Annotated in this window: 13 protein-coding genes; 7 read left to right on the top strand and 6 right to left on the bottom strand. The window is 60.2% G+C overall.

What is annotated here, in order from left to right; translation table 11 throughout:
• Window positions 1–10: 10 nt before the first annotated feature.
• The 5 genes from AC245Y_RS03260 to AC245Y_RS03240 form a co-directional block, all read right to left on the bottom strand.
• The gene (locus AC245Y_RS03260) at window positions 11–1,096 is read right to left on the bottom strand and encodes a polysaccharide pyruvyl transferase family protein (RefSeq protein ID WP_026157266.1); all 1,086 of its coding nucleotides are present in this window, start codon (window positions 1,094–1,096) and stop codon (window positions 11–13) included.
• 360 nt (window positions 1,097–1,456) lie between these two features.
• Entirely contained in the window at window positions 1,457–3,001 is a 1,545-nt protein-coding gene (gene metG, locus AC245Y_RS03255) for a methionine--tRNA ligase (RefSeq protein ID WP_017993148.1), read from the bottom strand.
• A 275-nt stretch (window positions 3,002–3,276) separates the two neighbouring features.
• A complete protein-coding gene (locus AC245Y_RS03250; protein WP_017993147.1) occupies window positions 3,277–4,623 on the bottom strand; it encodes an SLC13 family permease in 1,347 nt (448 codons plus the stop codon).
• Between the two features lie 95 nt (window positions 4,624–4,718).
• Window positions 4,719–6,233: a malonate--CoA ligase gene (locus AC245Y_RS03245; RefSeq protein ID WP_017993146.1), complete on the bottom strand. Its 1,515-nt coding sequence runs from the start codon at window positions 6,231–6,233 to the stop codon at window positions 4,719–4,721.
• The gene (locus tag AC245Y_RS03240; RefSeq protein ID WP_017993145.1) at window positions 6,230–7,654 is read right to left on the bottom strand and encodes a malonyl-CoA decarboxylase; all 1,425 of its coding nucleotides are present in this window, start codon (window positions 7,652–7,654) and stop codon (window positions 6,230–6,232) included. The genes AC245Y_RS03245 and AC245Y_RS03240 overlap by 4 nt, the downstream gene beginning before the upstream one ends.
• 177 nt (window positions 7,655–7,831) lie before the next feature.
• Here AC245Y_RS03240 and AC245Y_RS03235 point away from each other — a divergent pair, with 177 nt between their 5' ends.
• The gene (locus AC245Y_RS03235) at window positions 7,832–8,482 is read left to right on the top strand and encodes a GntR family transcriptional regulator (protein WP_026157265.1); all 651 of its coding nucleotides are present in this window, start codon (window positions 7,832–7,834) and stop codon (window positions 8,480–8,482) included.
• 650 nt (window positions 8,483–9,132) lie between these two features.
• Window positions 9,133–9,741: a 2'-5' RNA ligase family protein gene (locus AC245Y_RS03230; protein ID WP_017993142.1), complete on the top strand. Its 609-nt coding sequence runs from the start codon at window positions 9,133–9,135 to the stop codon at window positions 9,739–9,741.
• A 37-nt stretch (window positions 9,742–9,778) separates the two neighbouring features.
• On the opposite strand, the gene AC245Y_RS03225 is transcribed toward AC245Y_RS03230, so the two are convergent.
• Complete coding sequence (locus AC245Y_RS03225) at window positions 9,779–10,180, bottom strand: acyl-CoA thioesterase (RefSeq protein WP_012756289.1); 402 nt, start codon at window positions 10,178–10,180, stop codon at window positions 9,779–9,781.
• Between the two features lie 286 nt (window positions 10,181–10,466).
• On the opposite strand from AC245Y_RS03225, the gene AC245Y_RS03220 reads away from it, so the two are divergent.
• The 5 genes from AC245Y_RS03220 (at window position 10,467) to dxs (ending at window position 15,781) form a co-directional block, all read left to right on the top strand.
• The gene (locus tag AC245Y_RS03220) at window positions 10,467–11,402 is read left to right on the top strand and encodes a histone deacetylase family protein (protein WP_017993140.1); all 936 of its coding nucleotides are present in this window, start codon (window positions 10,467–10,469) and stop codon (window positions 11,400–11,402) included.
• A 2-nt stretch (window positions 11,403–11,404) separates the two neighbouring features.
• Window positions 11,405–11,656, top strand: a complete 252-nt coding sequence (locus AC245Y_RS03215) for an exodeoxyribonuclease VII small subunit (protein ID WP_026157264.1) — start codon at window positions 11,405–11,407, stop codon at window positions 11,654–11,656.
• Between the two features lie 86 nt (window positions 11,657–11,742).
• Complete coding sequence (locus tag AC245Y_RS03210; protein WP_017993138.1) at window positions 11,743–12,510, top strand: SDR family NAD(P)-dependent oxidoreductase; 768 nt, start codon at window positions 11,743–11,745, stop codon at window positions 12,508–12,510.
• Window positions 12,511–12,696: 186 nt separating this feature from the next.
• Window positions 12,697–13,620 (top strand): pirin family protein, encoded by a 924-nt coding sequence (locus AC245Y_RS03205; protein ID WP_017993137.1) that lies wholly within the window; start codon window positions 12,697–12,699, stop codon window positions 13,618–13,620.
• Between the two features lie 244 nt (window positions 13,621–13,864).
• On the top strand, window positions 13,865–15,781 hold the full coding sequence (gene dxs, locus AC245Y_RS03200) for a 1-deoxy-D-xylulose-5-phosphate synthase (RefSeq protein ID WP_017993136.1): 1,917 nt from the start codon (window positions 13,865–13,867) through the stop codon (window positions 15,779–15,781).
• The last annotated feature ends 252 nt before the right edge of the window (window positions 15,782–16,033 follow it).

Below are 16,033 nucleotides of genomic sequence, written 5' to 3'. Positions count from 1 at the left end.
CTACCGGGAATCAGACTATGGAGGGGTGAGGTACTAGATCTGGGACCGGAATAGTGGCGTTTAGATTCATGGGTTTACTTGACTTGTACCAAGTTCCGCCCATCTCATACGGCAGGCGAGACATTGCTGCTAAAATCTCATTGGCATTTGCCGCTTTCTCCACGAGAGGGCTGTCGCCAGTCTGGCTACCGATGAAGTCGTGTAGTTTGCTTCCCTCCCTCGCAACCGCGATATGCGGCTTATTCAACAAAAGACAGAGAATATGACCGTGTAGATGGTTGGTGATTATCCGTTGCGCGCCGGACAGGATCTTCACGCCATAATCAACATATCGAGCAGCGACATCCTCATGATGTTGGGCCATCATCTCTGTGCGGCTAAAGCCATGTCGCAACGCTGACTTGACTACGCTCGACTTGCGCATGCGCGACAAACTATTTGGACCGTTAATCCAATTGGTAAGAGGTCCGTCAATAATCGCTCGCGCTTTAGCTATATCAACGTCGTCCTCTCCAAGAGGCTGCATGACATATAATACCCGGAGAGGATCAGCTTCGAACGGTTTAAGCGTTTCCATGCCAAATGCCGTGTCAGGGCAAGCCTCAACATCACAATCGAAGTTGGCTTTTGCTAGCTCGAAACTCTGACCATCGCGCGTCATACAAAAAAAATTGCGATGCCTCCCAATCGTCTGTTTCGCGTATTCCTTGAGCGACTCGTTCGCGAAATGAATCGTTTGCGGCATCTGAATGATCGTTCGATCTGGATATTTCCACATCAAGCGATAACGAATGTCATCCCTGCCAGCGCGTGCGTCTCCGAAATTGGCCCATCCACAAATGAATATTGGAGCATCGCCGGGAGTGGATTTTATCTCGTCAATACTCTGCGGAGTGCTGCCAACAAGCACGGGTAGACGGCCAGCGACTTCGTGTAACACTTTAGCCAATCCAAGCCAACATGCATGATGTCCGGGATCTTTGCTTGATGGAAAGTCCGCTATAATGTACGGCTGTCCCCTCGTAAGAAATTTCTTTACGCAATTAACCAAGTTTTCTTTTTGGCGCTTTATAACATTTCCACCGAGATGATGCATGTATTCTGCTTGCATGAATAAATTTAACCAGCATTACATCTCGATTTTTGAAGAGTCAATTGGATGTTTAATTGCATTGGGGCATAACTTTTTTCGGAATCTGCGTGACTTTTAAGTTACTAGTGATGATGAGGTTCTAACGTTGCATTCTACATATTTGCAATTACTCCGTGAATAGAACGGACAGGTTCTGAGCGACATCGGTGGCTTACGAGAGGATCGGCTGAAGCCCCACCAGTTAGATCGTCCACTCTCCCATGAGATACGTTCCGCCACGCCGATCTCGCTGTCGGCTGAAATTATCGCCCCATCGAAACTCTGCGCTTCCTAGATAGCAGCGCAGAGTATTTTGCCGTGGGTTCAAGCCGCCGTTCTTTGCGGAAAGAGCACGGCTTGCGGGGCGGCTTTGACTCCAGCCACGATCAAGGGGTCCCGATAGAGGCGAGGTGATGGTATTCCCAGCCTGCAATGCAGCTTTGCGGCCGAGCTTGGCAGGAACGGCAGGAGGCAGCGGGCGATGATCGCAAGGCCGTAGACCTGCTCGGCCAACGAGGAGCCGAGACGGGCGGCGGTCGCCTTCCGATCCTCCGGCGTGAGATCGGCAAGCAGCGCTTTTGCATCCGCCCATGGTGCGCGTTTTGTAAACCGCCTGTTCGCCTCGCCGATGAATGCGAAAATATCGGCGAGGCCGACATGGAGCTCGTAGGCATCGAACGCTTCAGCCACCTTCGCCGGAAGGCGGGCAGCCTCCTCCACGAACGCGCTGTCCGGCACGGGCGGAACGATCCCGTCGAACGACGTGGACAGAAGCGCAAGCACCCGGTTGGCGAGATTTCCGAGCTGTCCTGCAAGTTCTCCCGACCATGCGGCTTCCAGACGCTCGGCCGAGAAGTCGCCATCGTCTGCCGAGCGTATATGCCGGAGCAGGTAATATCGCAGGGCGTCCGGCGTTGCGTAGGATTGGATGATGCGTTCCGGATCGATGCCGTTGCCGGCCGACTTGCCGATCTTCTTGCCATCCACCGTGACGTAGCCGTGCACGAGGATCGACGATGGCGGCGGCAGGCCTGCGGATAACAGGATGGCCGGCCAGTAGATGGCGTGGAACTTGGAGATGCCCTTGCCGACGACATGGATGCGTTGGCCGCCGTTCCAATAGCGCGGCAAGAGGATTTCATCGGACCCGTGGCTGAGACCGGTGAGATAGTTCGCCAGGGCATCGAACCAGACGTAGACGACCTCATCTTCATCGGGCACGGGAACACCCCAGCCTCGCGCCCGCTCCGCACTGCGCGACACGCTGATGTCGGTCAGGCCGCGCCGCAACAGGGCAAGGACCTCGTTGCGCCGATGGGCCGGAACGATGCGAAGCTTTCCGGTCTCGACAAGCTCTAGCAGCCGGTCGCCGTATCGGGAGAGACGGAAGAACCAGTTCTCCTCGCGGATGGTCTCAAGGGCAATGCCGTGTTCAGGGCAACGCCCGTCATCGAGTTCCGACGGCTCGTAGAATTGCTCGCAACCGACGCAATAGAGGCCCTCATAGGCCTTGCGATAGAGGTCGCCATGTCCGGCGCATGCCCTCCACAAGGCGTGGACGCAGGCGATGTGCCTCGGATCGCGCGACGTGCGGACGAATTCCTCGTTGGAGATATCGAGCAGGCCGCCAAGGCGCTCGAACCTGTCGGCGTTTGCGTCCACGAAGTCCTTCACGGGCAATCCCGCGGCTTCCGCCGACCTGACATTCTTCAGGCTGTTGTCATCGGTTCCGCACTGGAAGCGGACGTCCTGACCGAGAAGCCGGAAATGGCGGGCATAGGCATCGGCCTGGACCAGTTCGAGGGCAAAGCCGACATGCGGTGCGGCATTCACATAGGGGATCGAGGTGGTGATGTAGATCGTGTTCATCGGCGTTTCCTTTCGAAGGCTGTTTGCCCCGCGAGACGGATCGACCCATGAAAAGACCGCCTCGAGGGCGGTCGCTGGTGCATTCTGGACGCACGAAACCCGCCACGCTTATGAGCGCGGCATCATCATCACAAAAGTGCTGATCAGGGTGTTGTCCATGCAATTTTCCTAGCATCAAGAGCCGTTTTGGACAAGCGCACTCTTCGATCCGGATGCGTTGGCCGCAGCGATCCGGAACCCTGCAGCGGAAAGCGATGCTTCCTCGCAGCCCGCCGTCACACCAACCCGGACACGACGAACACCAACCAGGCGACGATCGGGCCGATGATCGCGATCAGGGCGCTGTAGATCAGCAGCTGTCGCAGCACCTGCTCACGCCTGTCGTCCGGTGCATTGGCGACGACAAGCGCGCCATTGGTGGAAAATGGGCTGGTATCGACGATCGTCGTCGAGATCGCGATCGCCGCGACCACGCCGATGGCGCTGACGTGTCCTTGCAGGAGGAATGGAACGGCAAGCGGGATGATCGCGCCGAGAAGCGCGGTCGAGGATGCAAAGGCCGAGACGATGGCACCGGTAAAGCAAAGCAGGAGCGCCACCAGCAGCGGCATGCCGAGACTGGATATACCGTTCGCCGCGTAGTCGACAGTCCCGGCCTTCTCCATGACGCCGACATAGGTGATGATGCCTGATATCAGCAGCACGGTCGACCAGCTGACCTTGTCGATTGCTGCCTTCTGCGTCTTCGGTGACAAGAGCGCCAGTGCGACAGCCACGGTCATGGCGACGAGGCCGACGTTGAACTTGAAGACCAGGGCGCCAATGCCGAGCGCCGTCAGGCCGATCAAGGTGGTAATTCTCTCATTGTTCAGGCGCAACGACGTCGCGGTATCAGCCGCCGTACCATAGGCATGCTCCCTGATCGGTTTTGCCGGCGTGCCACCGTGACCTCTGATCGACTCCGATACGCCCTCGGGATGCAGTTCGGGCAACGGGCCAAATGATGCGGGATCTTGCTTCATCACCCTTGCGCCGCCGAAAACGAAGAAGACCAGCACTGCGATCGCCAGGTTGAAGAAGAAGCTGGAGAGAAACAACGAGGTCGGCGCGAAAGGCAGGCCGGCCTTCGCAACGATCTGGTTGGTGATACCGCCATAGATGCTGATCGGCGAAAAGCCGCCCGCCTGCGCGCCGTGGATCACCATCAGGCCCATCATGACCGGGTGAATGCGGTATTGCACGGCAAAGCTCAACGCGACGGGTGCGAGAATGGCGACCGCGGCAGGTCCAAGCGCACCGAAACCGGTAATGATGGCGGCGACCAGGAACATCACCCAGGGAATCAAGCCGATCCGCCCGCGCACCAGGCGGACGGCACATTCGACGAGCCAGTCGATCGTGCCGTTGATCTGCGCTATGGCGAAGAGGTAGGTGACGGCGACGAGCGTCAGGAACAGATCACTCGGAAAGCCGGCGAAAATATCGCTGGTTTTCATCCCGATGATCATCGAGCCGAGCACGAAGGCGCCGGCAAAGGCGAGCGCGCCCATGTTGATCGGCTGGATCGTCGCAATGATGAACATCGCGACCAGCAGGCCTATGGCCAATAGTTCAATACCCATGATTCCCCTCCCTCCGACGCCTCCAGCGCCGTAGTTGTTGTGTTCAAGATTGATGCGGGATGTCGACGCACCTCCTCCCAGAGGGCGCGGTCGCCTTACCTCCTGGTGTAAAGATCGGCGTATTGCTGCCGCAGGATATTCTTCTGAACCTTACCCATGGTGTTGCGCGGCAGATCGTCCGCGAAGATGATGCGCTTGGGTTGTTTGTAGCGGGCGAGACGGTCCTGGAGGGCGCTGACGATGGTCTTTTCATCGAGGACGGCGCCGGGCTTGCACACGACGACGGCCGTTACGCCTTCTCCGAAATCGGGATGCGGCACGCCGATCACAGCGCTCTCAACCACACCCTCGATCTGGTCGATCTCGCCTTCGACCTCTTTCGGATAGATGTTGTATCCACCCGAAATCACCAGATCCTTGCCGCGACCGACGATGTGGACATAGCCTTCCCGGTCGATCTTGCCGAGATCGCCGCTGATGAAGAAACCGTCGGCGGTGAATTCGGCCGCCGTCTTTTCCGGCATGCGCCAATAACCCTTGAAGACATTCGGTCCCTTGATCTCGATCATGCCCGTTTCTTCAGGCGACAGCACCAGCCCGGTGGCGGGATCGGTGACGCGCACCGTCACATCAGGCAGCGGGAAACCGACCGTTCCGGCAATCCGTTTCCCCTCATAGGGGTTCGACGTGTTCATATTGGTTTCTGTCATGCCGTAGCGCTCGAGAATGGCGTGACCGGTACGGGCCTGGAACTCGGTGTGGGTTTCGGCAAGCAGGGGAGCCGATCCGGAAATGAAGAGGCGGATATTGGCGACCGCTTGCTCGTCGAGGCGCGGGCTTTGCAGCAGGCGCACGTAGAAGGTCGGCACGCCCATCAGCATCGTTGCCTGCGGCATCAGCGAAACGACCTCGTCGGCGTCGAATTTCGTCAGCAGGAACATCGAGGCGCCGGCAAGCAGTGTCACATTCGTGGCGACAAACAGCCCATGTGTGTGGAAGATCGGCAAGGCATGGATCAGCAGATCGTCGGCGGTGACGCGCCAATAGTCTCGCAAGGTCAGGGCGTTCGAGAGCAGGTTCCCATGCGTGAGCATCGCCCCCTTGGAGCGTCCCGTCGTTCCCGACGTGTAGAGGATCGCAGCCAGATCATCGGCGGAACGCGAGGCATCGACAAAGTCGGCCGGCTCATCGCGTGCGAGATCCAGCAACGAGCCGCTGCCGTCAGCGTCGAGCGTTTCGACGATTGCGCCGTGGGGCTTGGCGATTGTCTCCACGCCCCCTCTCGCAGCCGACGCAACCACCACCAAACGCGGCTCCGCATCGCCGATAAAATAATCGAGTTCAGCCAGCGTATAGGCGGTGTTGAGCGGCAGGTAGACCGCGCCGGTTCGAAGACAGGCGAGATAGAGGATCAGTGCCTCGGCACTTTTCTCGACCTGCACCGCCACCCGGTCGCCGGGGCGAATGCCGAGCGTGTCCATCGCGCCGGCAATGCGGCCAGAAAGAGCGAAGGCGTCATCATAGGTCCATGTGCGCGTACTATCGATCCGGATGAACGGTGCGTCACCGGGTGCGGCAGCCCGCATGGCGTCGAAAAGATGGTTGCTCACTTTCGCCCTCCTCCAAGCGTTGAGTTCATGATGTTTGCGAATGGCCGGGAGCCTTGCTGGGCATTGCCGCCGCTGCGGCCTTCGTCGTTCTGGTTGAGCAAGCTTTTGACTGCAGGCGAGGCAATCACTTCGCCGCGCTGCGCCAGGGCCTCATGGTTGGCCACGATATCGTCGAGCTTGTAGAGGTAGTTGACCATCAGGCCGTGTGCCTGCTGCATCGCCTTGGTCGAGCGGTCGCCAAGAAAATTCAATCTTTCCAGTCGAGCGCCGTTGCCGAGATGGAAGCGGGCGACAGGATCGATGGGCCGGCCCTCCGGCGTCCGTTCGGTCAGGAAATAGCGCGCCGCAAGCGGCAGCAACACGCGCTCCAGTTCAGCCGCCGTCTTCTCGTTGTCAGGCCAGCTCGGATCGTCCAGCAGCATCAGCGTTTCGCGGGCCGCTTCCGGCAGCAACCGGTCGGCGGCTGGGGCACGCGCCTTGGCAAGCCAACGGGCAAAGCCTAGAACGGGCGACAGCGTGACGAAATTCTTGAGGCCGGGCAGGTCTCTACGCAGGTCTTCCACGACCTGCTTGATCAGGAAGTTGCCGAACGAGATTCCCCGCAAGCCATCCTGGCAGTTGGAGATCGAATAGAAGACAGCCGTCGTCGCCTCGTCGGCATTGATCTGTTCCCTCCCCTCGACGAGCACATCTCCGATCGCGCTGGGCACGGATCGTGTCAGCGCCACCTCGACGAACACCAGCGGCTCGTCGGCCAATCGGGGGTGGAAGAAGGCAAAGCATCGGCGGTCGGCCGGCGCCAAGCGACTGCGCAATTCCTCCCAGCCTGCGATCTCGTGCACGGCCTCGTATTTGATGATCTTTTCAAGGATGTAGGCCGGCGTCGACCAGTCGATGGGTCGCAATGTCAGAAAGCCGCGATTGAACCAGGAGCCGAACAGATGCGTGAAGTCGGCATCAAGCGCGTGATATCCTGCGGATTGGTCTTTGGAAGCAAGCAGTTGCTCACGCATCCGGACAAGCTTGGCGGTGCCGTTCGGCGCGTGATTCAATCGGCGCAGAAGCTCCTGTCGCCGCGGCTCAGCTGCCTGGTGGAGCGCGATGATCGCGGCAGAGCTTTTGTCGGTGCGGTAATTTTCAATCGCCTGGTCGAGCTTGGCCGTGTCGGGCCCGAACTTTTCATGCAGCATATCGAGGAATGCCTGCGCGCCCTCGCTCTCGAGCGCGCCCCAGCGATCGAGTATCTCGGCCGCAAGCGCCATGCCCGAGGCTTCGCCCCGGCTCGATAGCAGCATTTCACAGAGTGTCTGGAGATCGGCCTTGGCTGCGACCTGCGTGGCGCGCGAGCCGGAAAACAGAAGCTGGCGTCCGCGATCCGTGATGCTCTGCAGCATGTCGGTGAAGAAGGAAGCCTCAGACATGCCATTCTCCTCTCTTCTGCTGGTATTTTCTGTTGGGCCGGCTGGGTGCGGACCGTTTTTGACGGCTGCTTCCCATCGTCGGGTTTCACCGGTAGTATGTAGAATGCCACTCTTCGTACACGAGGTCAATGATCGTGTATACAAGAAGTGCTTTTATGTATGAGGGAATTGAAACGAATGTCCGAGAATGTCGGCCGATGGCTTCGCGATGAGATTGAAAAATTAATTCTTTCCAACGAGTTCTCCCCCGGTGAGCGGCTCGACGAAATGGTGCTTGCGACGCGTTTCGGCGTTTCCCGCACACCCGTGCGCGAGGCGCTGATGCAGCTCGATGCGATCGGCCTCATCGAAATTCGACCGCGCAGAGGCGCAATCGTCATCGATGCGGGGCCGCACCGCGTCTATGAGATGTTCGAGGTGATGGCCGAATTGGAGGGCCTGGCCGGGTCGCTCGCCGCACGACGGCTGGACAAGGTCTCCCGGGAAGCGATTACGGCCACCCACGGCCGCTGCGAGCAATCAGCCTCTGCCGGTGACAGCGATGCTTATTATTACGACAATGAGGAATTCCATAAGGCCATCTATGCAGCCGGCCGAAGCGATTTCCTTGAGGAGCAATGTGTGCAATTGCACCGCCGCCTGCGGCCTTATCGCCGCCTCCAGCTGCGCGTGCGCAACCGCCTGTCGACATCCTTCTCAGAACATTGCGCCATCGTCGATGCGATCTTTGCCGGAGACGGAGATGAAGCCCGCCGTTTGCTGCGGACCCATGTCGGCATTCAGGGAGAGAGATTCAGTGACCTGGTCGCAAGCATGGCGGTCAGATGATTGGACCGCGTGACATAAGCAGGATCGCGTTGATTTGCTGCCAGTGACGGAGAATTAAGACCGCTGCACGATCCCTTATTTAGCTTTGCGCGGATTCTGGCTCATCCAGTCGCTTCGGAGATCAGACCGGGAGCAACTCCAGAATCGGCTTACTTGCTGTCGACTTTCTCGAGGAAGGCTGGAAACGTCCGAGAGACCTCGTTTCCGTCCGGAAAGCGTTCGGTCACAACCGCAAATCTGATCCAGCCCTTCCATCCTATAAGACCGGTGCGCTTCGGCGCGATCACCGCTATCACGATGTCTTCATTCGGAAGGACATGAACGGCACGAACTCCTGGACCAGGCTCTGAGTGCAGCACTGCGAGTACCTTTCCGCCCCCCGGCTTGGCACCCGCATAGATGGGAGAACCGTCACCTAGCGGTGCGATTGCGCTTATAAAGCGCGTACTGACGTAACCCTTGCCGTTGAAGAATAGAGGCCCGTGATGAGGACGGCGGGACAACTAGAGCGTTCCAAGACCTTCATCACCATGCGAACGCCTGGCAAGCTCCTGCCATCATTGGCGACCGATTTCGCGATGTGACAGCAAGACATGGGAATTGCACGCTCTCGGGGCGGCGTGCCCGTGCTAGGTGGAGGGCCTGCTGCTGTGATCCGCACAAAGGTCGACACACTGTGGTTTAAGCGGTGCTGTGCGTTTCACCTGCAGTTTTTTCCCGATCGCGAGGCACTGTCAAAGCTCTGCGGCTTGCAGGGCAGTATCGAACGAGACAGCACAGCGCCGCTTTTACGCGTCCCGTCTACAAGCCTGCACATGACCGTCGTCACTTTGGTCAGCGCAGCGACCCAACTCAGTATTCCAAACGACCAGGTCTGGAGGCTGAATGGAGGAAGATGGAAGGAGGTCGCGGATAGAGTCGAAGAAACCCCGCCATTTGATCTCCATTTTCATGAGGTGGCTGCTTCGGAAGCCGCTATCTTCGTAAAGGCAGAGGAGCCGCCGGAATTGCGCAGGCTTCGTTCGGCCATCTCACATGCCATCTGCTTCGAACAGTGGCGTCCAACCCCGCCCCGAATAGCGCACATAACACTGTTCAGATTTTCTGCAGAAGACAGGCTACCGGCAGTCAACTTCGACGCAGGCCTATTGCCCACGGGATTGAAGGTCGGATCCCTTAAATTGCTGGAAGAGCGTGTTTATCCAAGCGTCGAGATCAATATACTCAGCGAGCCACTGCTCCGGGGCAAGAGCACGTAATGGCAATTCTGGTTGATCGAGCAGCTCTGCTTTGGCCCTAATCCAAAAACCGATAAAGCCAGTCGCGAGTTTCCTCCGGCAGCGAGGCCGGCGACTGGTCCTCGCGGGTGCGGGCCTGCCAGATGATCTCGACCTCGGCGGCACGCTCCTCCCCGGTGTCGATCGAAACGAGGAAGCCGATGGAATGCATGCCGATCTTGTCGATAGTGGCGGTGAAGGTTGCCGGCTCGTCGTAGTGGAGCGGACGGTGGAGAAAGCAGGAAACCTTGCTGGGACTATAGACGGGTTCGTCATCGACATCGGGCCGTGAGGACCAGAAGCTCGCAAGCACGGACTCGGCATAGGAAATATAGGATGCCAGAAACATCCGGCCGGTCATATCGACATCGCGAAACGGCACGCGTATTTCCGCCACATCAGGACGTTTCGACTGACTCATCAACAGATCTGCCTTACAGAGTTCCCATCGCAACACTACTTCATAATTGCTTATACCGGAACCTGCTTAAGGATAAAATTACGCAATAGTTCAAAGTGTTACAGTGTCCTCCACGCGCCTGAAAGGATGCGGTGCCATTGCAATGGACCGGCTCGACGGAAACGGCGCAAATGGGACAGTGTGATAGGTCAACGGTCGGACGGCGCGGCAAGAGCGCTTGTTGAAATCGTCAGGCGATGCCCCATCTGCTGTGGCACATGACATAAGCGACCGATAGAGTGTCTTCATGAGCACCCGTCTTTATGAACACCCGATCTTCCTGGAACATGTCACGCCCGCCGGCCATCCGGAGCGATCGGACAGGATCCGCGCCATCAATGTCGCGCTGGAACATCCGAATTTCGAGCGGCTGGAGCGCCGGCAGGCGCCGCAGGCGAATGAGGATGCCGTGCTGCTGGCCCATCCAGAAGAACATCTCATCGCCGTCATGCGGGAAATCCCCGAGGAAGAGGGTGAGATCAACCAGATCGAAGCCGATACCTATGCCAGCAGCAAGAGCCTGCAGGCGGCGCTGACCGGCATTGGCGGGGCGATGGCGGCGGTCGACGACGTCTTTACCGGCCGGGCCGACAATGTCTTCGTCGCCGCCCGCCCGCCGGGGCACCATGCCGAGAAGATGACGGCGATGGGCTTCTGCTTCTTCAACAATGCGGCGATCGCCGCCCGGCATGCGCAGAAAACGCATGGCGCCGAGCGCATCGCCATCGTCGACTGGGACGTGCACCACGGCAACGGCACGCAGGATATCTTCTGGGACGATCCTTCGGTGCTGTTCTGCTCGACGCATCAGATGCCGCTCTATCCCGGCACCGGCGCCAAGGATGAGAAGGGCAAGCACAACACCATCGTCAATGCGCCGCTGTCGCCGAATGTCGGCAGCGACCATTTTCGCGAGGCGTTCAAATCGCGGGTGCTGCCCGCCCTTGACGATTTCCGGCCGGACCTCATCATCATCTCCGCCGGCTTCGACGCGCATCACCGCGATCCGCTGGCGCAGATCAATCTGACCGGTGAGGATTTTGACTGGGCGACCGGGCGCGTGCTCGAACTCGCGGACCGGCACGCGAAGAACCGGGTCGTCAGCCTGCTCGAAGGCGGTTATGATCTCGAGGGACTCGCCGAATCGGCGGGCATGCATATTCTGAGAATGATGAAGGGTTGAGAATGACTGACAGCGCCAAGCCGGAGGTGTCCGGCCTTTCCTTCGAAAAGGCGGTTGCCGAACTCGAAAGTATCGTCGCCCGGCTGGAACGCGGCGATGTGGCGCTGGATGAATCGATCGAGATCTATGAGCGCGGCGAAGCGCTGAAGAAACATTGCGAGACCCTGCTTTCGGCCGCCGAGAACCGCATCGAGAAGATCAGGCTCGACCGCGCCGGCAAGGCGCAGGGCGTCGAGCCGCTGGACGGCGCCTGAGGCAGCAAACTCCCTTTCGAAGGCGCTTGGCTATCGGCTTCAGACCGATCTATGATCCTCATCCAAACCGATGAGGGGACAAGGAAATGACGGACAGGTTGAAGGGCAAGGTCGCCATTATCTCGGGCGGCGCGACCGGCATGGGCGGTGCCGCCTCGAAGCTTTTTGCGGCGGAAGGCGCGCGTGTTGCGATCATCGACCGCAATGGCGATGCAGCCGCCGAGACCGTGAAGCAGATCCGTGATGCCGGCGGCGAGGCCGATTGCTGGACGGCCGATGTTTCGGACGAAGCCGCCGTCAATGCCGCCGTCGCGGGCGCCGAAGAACGCTACGGCGCAGTCACCGTGCTCTTCAATCACGCCGGCACGATCGTCATCAAACCTTTCCTGGAAACGACCGTCGAGGAATGGGACTGGCTGCACGCCGTCAATGTGCGCTCGATGTTTCTGATGACCAAGGCGGTGCTGCCGAAGATGATTGCAAGCGGCGGCGGGTCGATCGTCTGCACCTCGTCGATCTCGGCGGTCGCCGCCACGCCGATGGAAGTGCTTTACGACACGACCAAGGGGGCCGTGCATATGTTTGCCCGCGCCATCGCGGTCGAATTCCGCGACCGCAACATCCGCTGCAACGCCGTCTGCCCCGGCTTCATCCGCACGCCGCATGGCCTGCGCGAGGTGGCCGACCTGCAGGCGCTTGGCGTCGACGTTTCGGATGCCGCCATTGCCGCGCAGCAGGGGCGGATCGGCGAGCCCGAAGACGTCGCGCGGGCCGCGCTTTATCTGGCCAGCGACGAATCGAGCTTCGTCAATGGCGCCCATCTCTTCGTCGACAATGGTTTTACCGCGATCTGAGCAGGTGCACGTCCGATTGGACGCGCGGCGCACTTTCCAGTGCTGGAGCGTCCTTTGCGCGTCCGATTGGACGCGCGGCGCACTTTCCAGTGCTGGAGCGTCCTTTGCGCGTCCGATTGGACGCGCGGCGCTCCAGGCGCTATCTGTGGGCGATGACGCGCGGCCCTGTAGCGATCGGAGATCCCAATGTCCTTCTTTCCCGGTAAAGATCCCCTGCCCGGCGATGCCTTCGCCTGCGATGCGATCGAGAACCTGATCATCCCGCGCACCAGCGATATCGGCGGTTTCCAGGTGCGCCGCGCGCTGCCCAGCCGGCAGCGGCGGCTGGTCGGGCCGTTCATCTTCTTCGATCGCATGGGTCCGGCGATCCTGAAGCCCGACGAGGCGCTCGACGTCAAGCCGCATCCGCATATCGGGCTGTCGACGGTCACCTATCTGTTCGACGGCGAGATCCGCCATCGCGACAGCCTCGGCACCGAAAAGGTCATCCGTCCCGGCGATATCAACCTGATGACGGCCGGCCGCGGCATCGTGCATTCCGAGCGCACGCCCGACAATCTGCGTGGCCATCCGCTGCTAATGTCGGGGCTGCAGACCTGGCTGGCTCTGCCCGACGACAAGGAGGAAATCGACCCCGCCTTCGCCCATACGGAAAAGTCCGCCATGCCGCTGATCGAGACGGCAGGTGTGCGCGGGCGCGTGGTCATCGGCTCGTTCGAAGGCATGACGTCGCCGGTCGGCGTTTTCTCCGACACGCTCTATGTCGATCTCGACCTGCAGGCGGGCGCCAAATTTCCGTTCGGCGCCGGCCACGAGGAGCGCGCCGTTTATGTGTTGTCGGGCGAGGTCGTTATATCAGGCGATCGTTTTGCCGCCGACCAGCTGCTGGTCTTCCGGCCGGGCGATGCGATCACGCTGGAAGCCGGCCGCGATGGCTGTCACCTGATGCTGTTTGGCGGGGCGGCGCTCAATTCGAAACGTTATATCTGGTGGAATTTCGTCTCCTCCTCGAAGGAGCGGATCGAACAGGCCAAGGAGGAATGGCGCACCGGCCGCTTCGATATCGTTCCTGGCGACGAAGAGGAATTCGTGCCTTTGCCGGAGGGCTAAATGGATCCCGATGATCCGAATCCTCCGGATCGGATCGAGAAATAGAGCTGGATCTCCGCCGAAAACCGCTCACACTTTTCGGCACCATGCTTTAACAGTGGGAGCATGATGTTATCCGAAAACCGCTCACACTTTTCGGCATCATGCTCTAAGGTAAAAACCTTCGGTTCCTGAAATGCACTTGTTTTGCCGCAATCTAATCGAATAAAGCGGAACAAGGAAAAGCAAGAAAGAGCGCCCGCCCGTGACACAACTGCCGAAGACCCCCCTGCTCGACCAGGTCATCTATCCCGCCGACCTGCGCAAGCTCGAGGATCGCGACCTGCCGCAGCTTGCCCGCGAAGTCCGGGACGAAATGATCGATGCGGTGTCGCGCACCGGCGGCCATCTCGGCGCCGGTCTTGGCGTCGTCGAGTTGACGATCGCCATCCACAGCGTCTTCGACACACCTGATGATCGGCTGATCTTCGATGTCGGCCATCAATGTTATCCGCACAAGATTCTCACCGGTCGGCGCGACCGCATCCGGACGCTGCGCCAGGAAGACGGGCTGTCCGGCTTCACCCGGCGGGCGGAGAGCGAATACGACCCCTTCGGTGCGGCACATTCCTCGACCTCGATCTCGGCCGGCCTCGGCATGGCGATTGCCGCCGACCTCGACAAATCAGACCGCCGCGTCATCGCCGTCATCGGCGACGGGGCGATGTCGGCCGGCATGGCCTATGAGGCGCTGAACAATGCCGGCGCACTCGATGCGCGCCTCATCGTCATCCTCAACGACAACGACATGTCGATCGCGCCGCCGACGGGCGCCATGAGCGCCTATCTTGCCCGTCTCGCCTCGGGGCGCACCTATATGGGCTTCCGTGACTTCGGCAAGAAGCTGACGGCCTATCTCGGCAAGAATATCGACCGGGCGATCACCCGCGCCGTCGAGCATGCGCGCGGCTATGTCACCGGCGGCACGATGTTCGAGGAGATGGGCTTTTATCATATCGGCCCGATCGACGGGCATTCCTTCGACCACCTGCTGCCCGTGTTGCGTAACGTGCGCGACAATGGGCGCGGACCGGTGCTCATTCATGTCGTCACCCAGAAGGGCAAGGGCTATCCGCCGGCGGAAGCCGCGGCCGATAAATATCACGGCGTCAACAAGTTCGACGTCATCACCGGCGCCCAGGCAAGGGTCAAGCCGAATGCGCCGAGCTATACCAGCGTCTTTGCCGAAGCGCTGGTGCAGGAAGCCGCCCTCGACGACAAGATCGTCGGCATCACCGCCGCCATGCCTAATGGTACCGGCCTCGACAAGCTCGCCGAGGCCTATCCGTCGCGCTGCTTCGACGTCGGTATTGCCGAACAGCATGCGGTGACCTTCGCCGCCGGCCTGGCAGCGGAAGGCTACAAGCCGTTCGCAGCGCTCTATTCCACCTTCCTGCAGCGCGCCTACGACCAGGTCGTGCATGACGTGGCGATCCAGGGACTGCCGGTGCGTTTTCCGATCGACCGTGCCGGCTTCGTCGGCGCCGACGGGCCGACGCATGCCGGCTCCTTCGACACCACCTTCCTCACCACCCTGCCCGGCTTCGTGGTGATGGCGGCGGCCGACGAGGCCGAACTCAAGCATATGGTGCGCACGGCCGTCGCCTATGATGGCGGGCCGATCTCGTTCCGCTATCCGCGCGGCGAAGGCGTCGGCGTCGACATGCCGGCGCGCGGCGAAATCCTGCAGATCGGCAAGGGCCGCATCGTCAAGGAAGGCACCAAGGTGGCGCTGCTCTCCTTCGGCACCCGGCTTGCCGATTGTCTGCTTGCCGCCGAGGATCTCGATGCCGCCGGGCTTTCGACGACGGTCGCCGATGCGCGTTTCGCCAAGCCGCTCGACCACGACCTGATCCGCCAGCTTGCCCGCCACCACGAGATCGTGATCACCGTCGAAGAAGGCTCGATCGGCGGCTTCGGCAGCCACGTGATGCACTTCCTCGCCACCGAAGGCCTGCTCGACAACGGCCTGAAGCTGCGCTCGCTTGTGATGCCCGACATCTGGATGGAACAGGCCAAGCCCGAAGCCATGAACGCCCACGCCGGCCTCGACCGCGCCGGCATCGTCTCGACGGTGTTCAGGGCGCTGGGGCGCGGGGTTGCGGTTGGGGTTGCGGGATAGGTGAATTGCGAGGGTGGTGCCGTGTGATGGCCCCTCATCCGCCTGCCGGCACCTTCTCCCCGTAAACGGGGCGAAGGGAATATGCCGCGACCTCTCTGTCCCTCGCCAACGTCTTGCAGGGCAAGTCCCCTCGCCCCGTTTACGGGGAGAGGGTTAGGGTCATATGCGCTAGGTTAAGCGAGCGTGTAGATCGTCGCATTGTTTTCGGCGTCGTCGCGGCGGCTCACAGAGGTGGCGACGACTTCGCGTGAC

This window comes from Rhizobium sp. SRDI943, assembly GCF_057653695.1.
Note: the sequence above shows the minus strand (reverse complement) of the source record. Positions and strands in the feature narration are given on the sequence as shown.

What these genes read in the sequence shown, in the direction of transcription:
- AC245Y_RS03260 (WP_026157266.1), bottom strand. Translation starts at nt 1,096, where the DNA reads ATGCATCATCTCGGTGGAAATGTTATAAAGCGCCAAAAAGAAAACTTG.
- metG (WP_017993148.1), bottom strand. Translation starts at nt 3,001, where the DNA reads ATGAACACGATCTACATCACCACCTCGATCCCCTATGTGAATGCCGCA.
- AC245Y_RS03250 (WP_017993147.1), bottom strand. Translation starts at nt 4,623, where the DNA reads ATGGGTATTGAACTATTGGCCATAGGCCTGCTGGTCGCGATGTTCATC.
- AC245Y_RS03240 (WP_017993145.1), bottom strand. Translation starts at nt 7,654, where the DNA reads ATGTCTGAGGCTTCCTTCTTCACCGACATGCTGCAGAGCATCACGGAT.
- AC245Y_RS03235 (WP_026157265.1), top strand. Translation starts at nt 7,832, where the DNA reads ATGTCCGAGAATGTCGGCCGATGGCTTCGCGATGAGATTGAAAAATTA.
- AC245Y_RS03225 (WP_012756289.1), bottom strand. Translation starts at nt 10,180, where the DNA reads ATGAGTCAGTCGAAACGTCCTGATGTGGCGGAAATACGCGTGCCGTTT.
- AC245Y_RS03220 (WP_017993140.1), top strand. Translation starts at nt 10,467, where the DNA reads ATGAGCACCCGTCTTTATGAACACCCGATCTTCCTGGAACATGTCACG.
- AC245Y_RS03215 (WP_026157264.1), top strand. Translation starts at nt 11,405, where the DNA reads ATGACTGACAGCGCCAAGCCGGAGGTGTCCGGCCTTTCCTTCGAAAAG.
- AC245Y_RS03210 (WP_017993138.1), top strand. Translation starts at nt 11,743, where the DNA reads ATGACGGACAGGTTGAAGGGCAAGGTCGCCATTATCTCGGGCGGCGCG.
- AC245Y_RS03205 (WP_017993137.1), top strand. Translation starts at nt 12,697, where the DNA reads ATGTCCTTCTTTCCCGGTAAAGATCCCCTGCCCGGCGATGCCTTCGCC.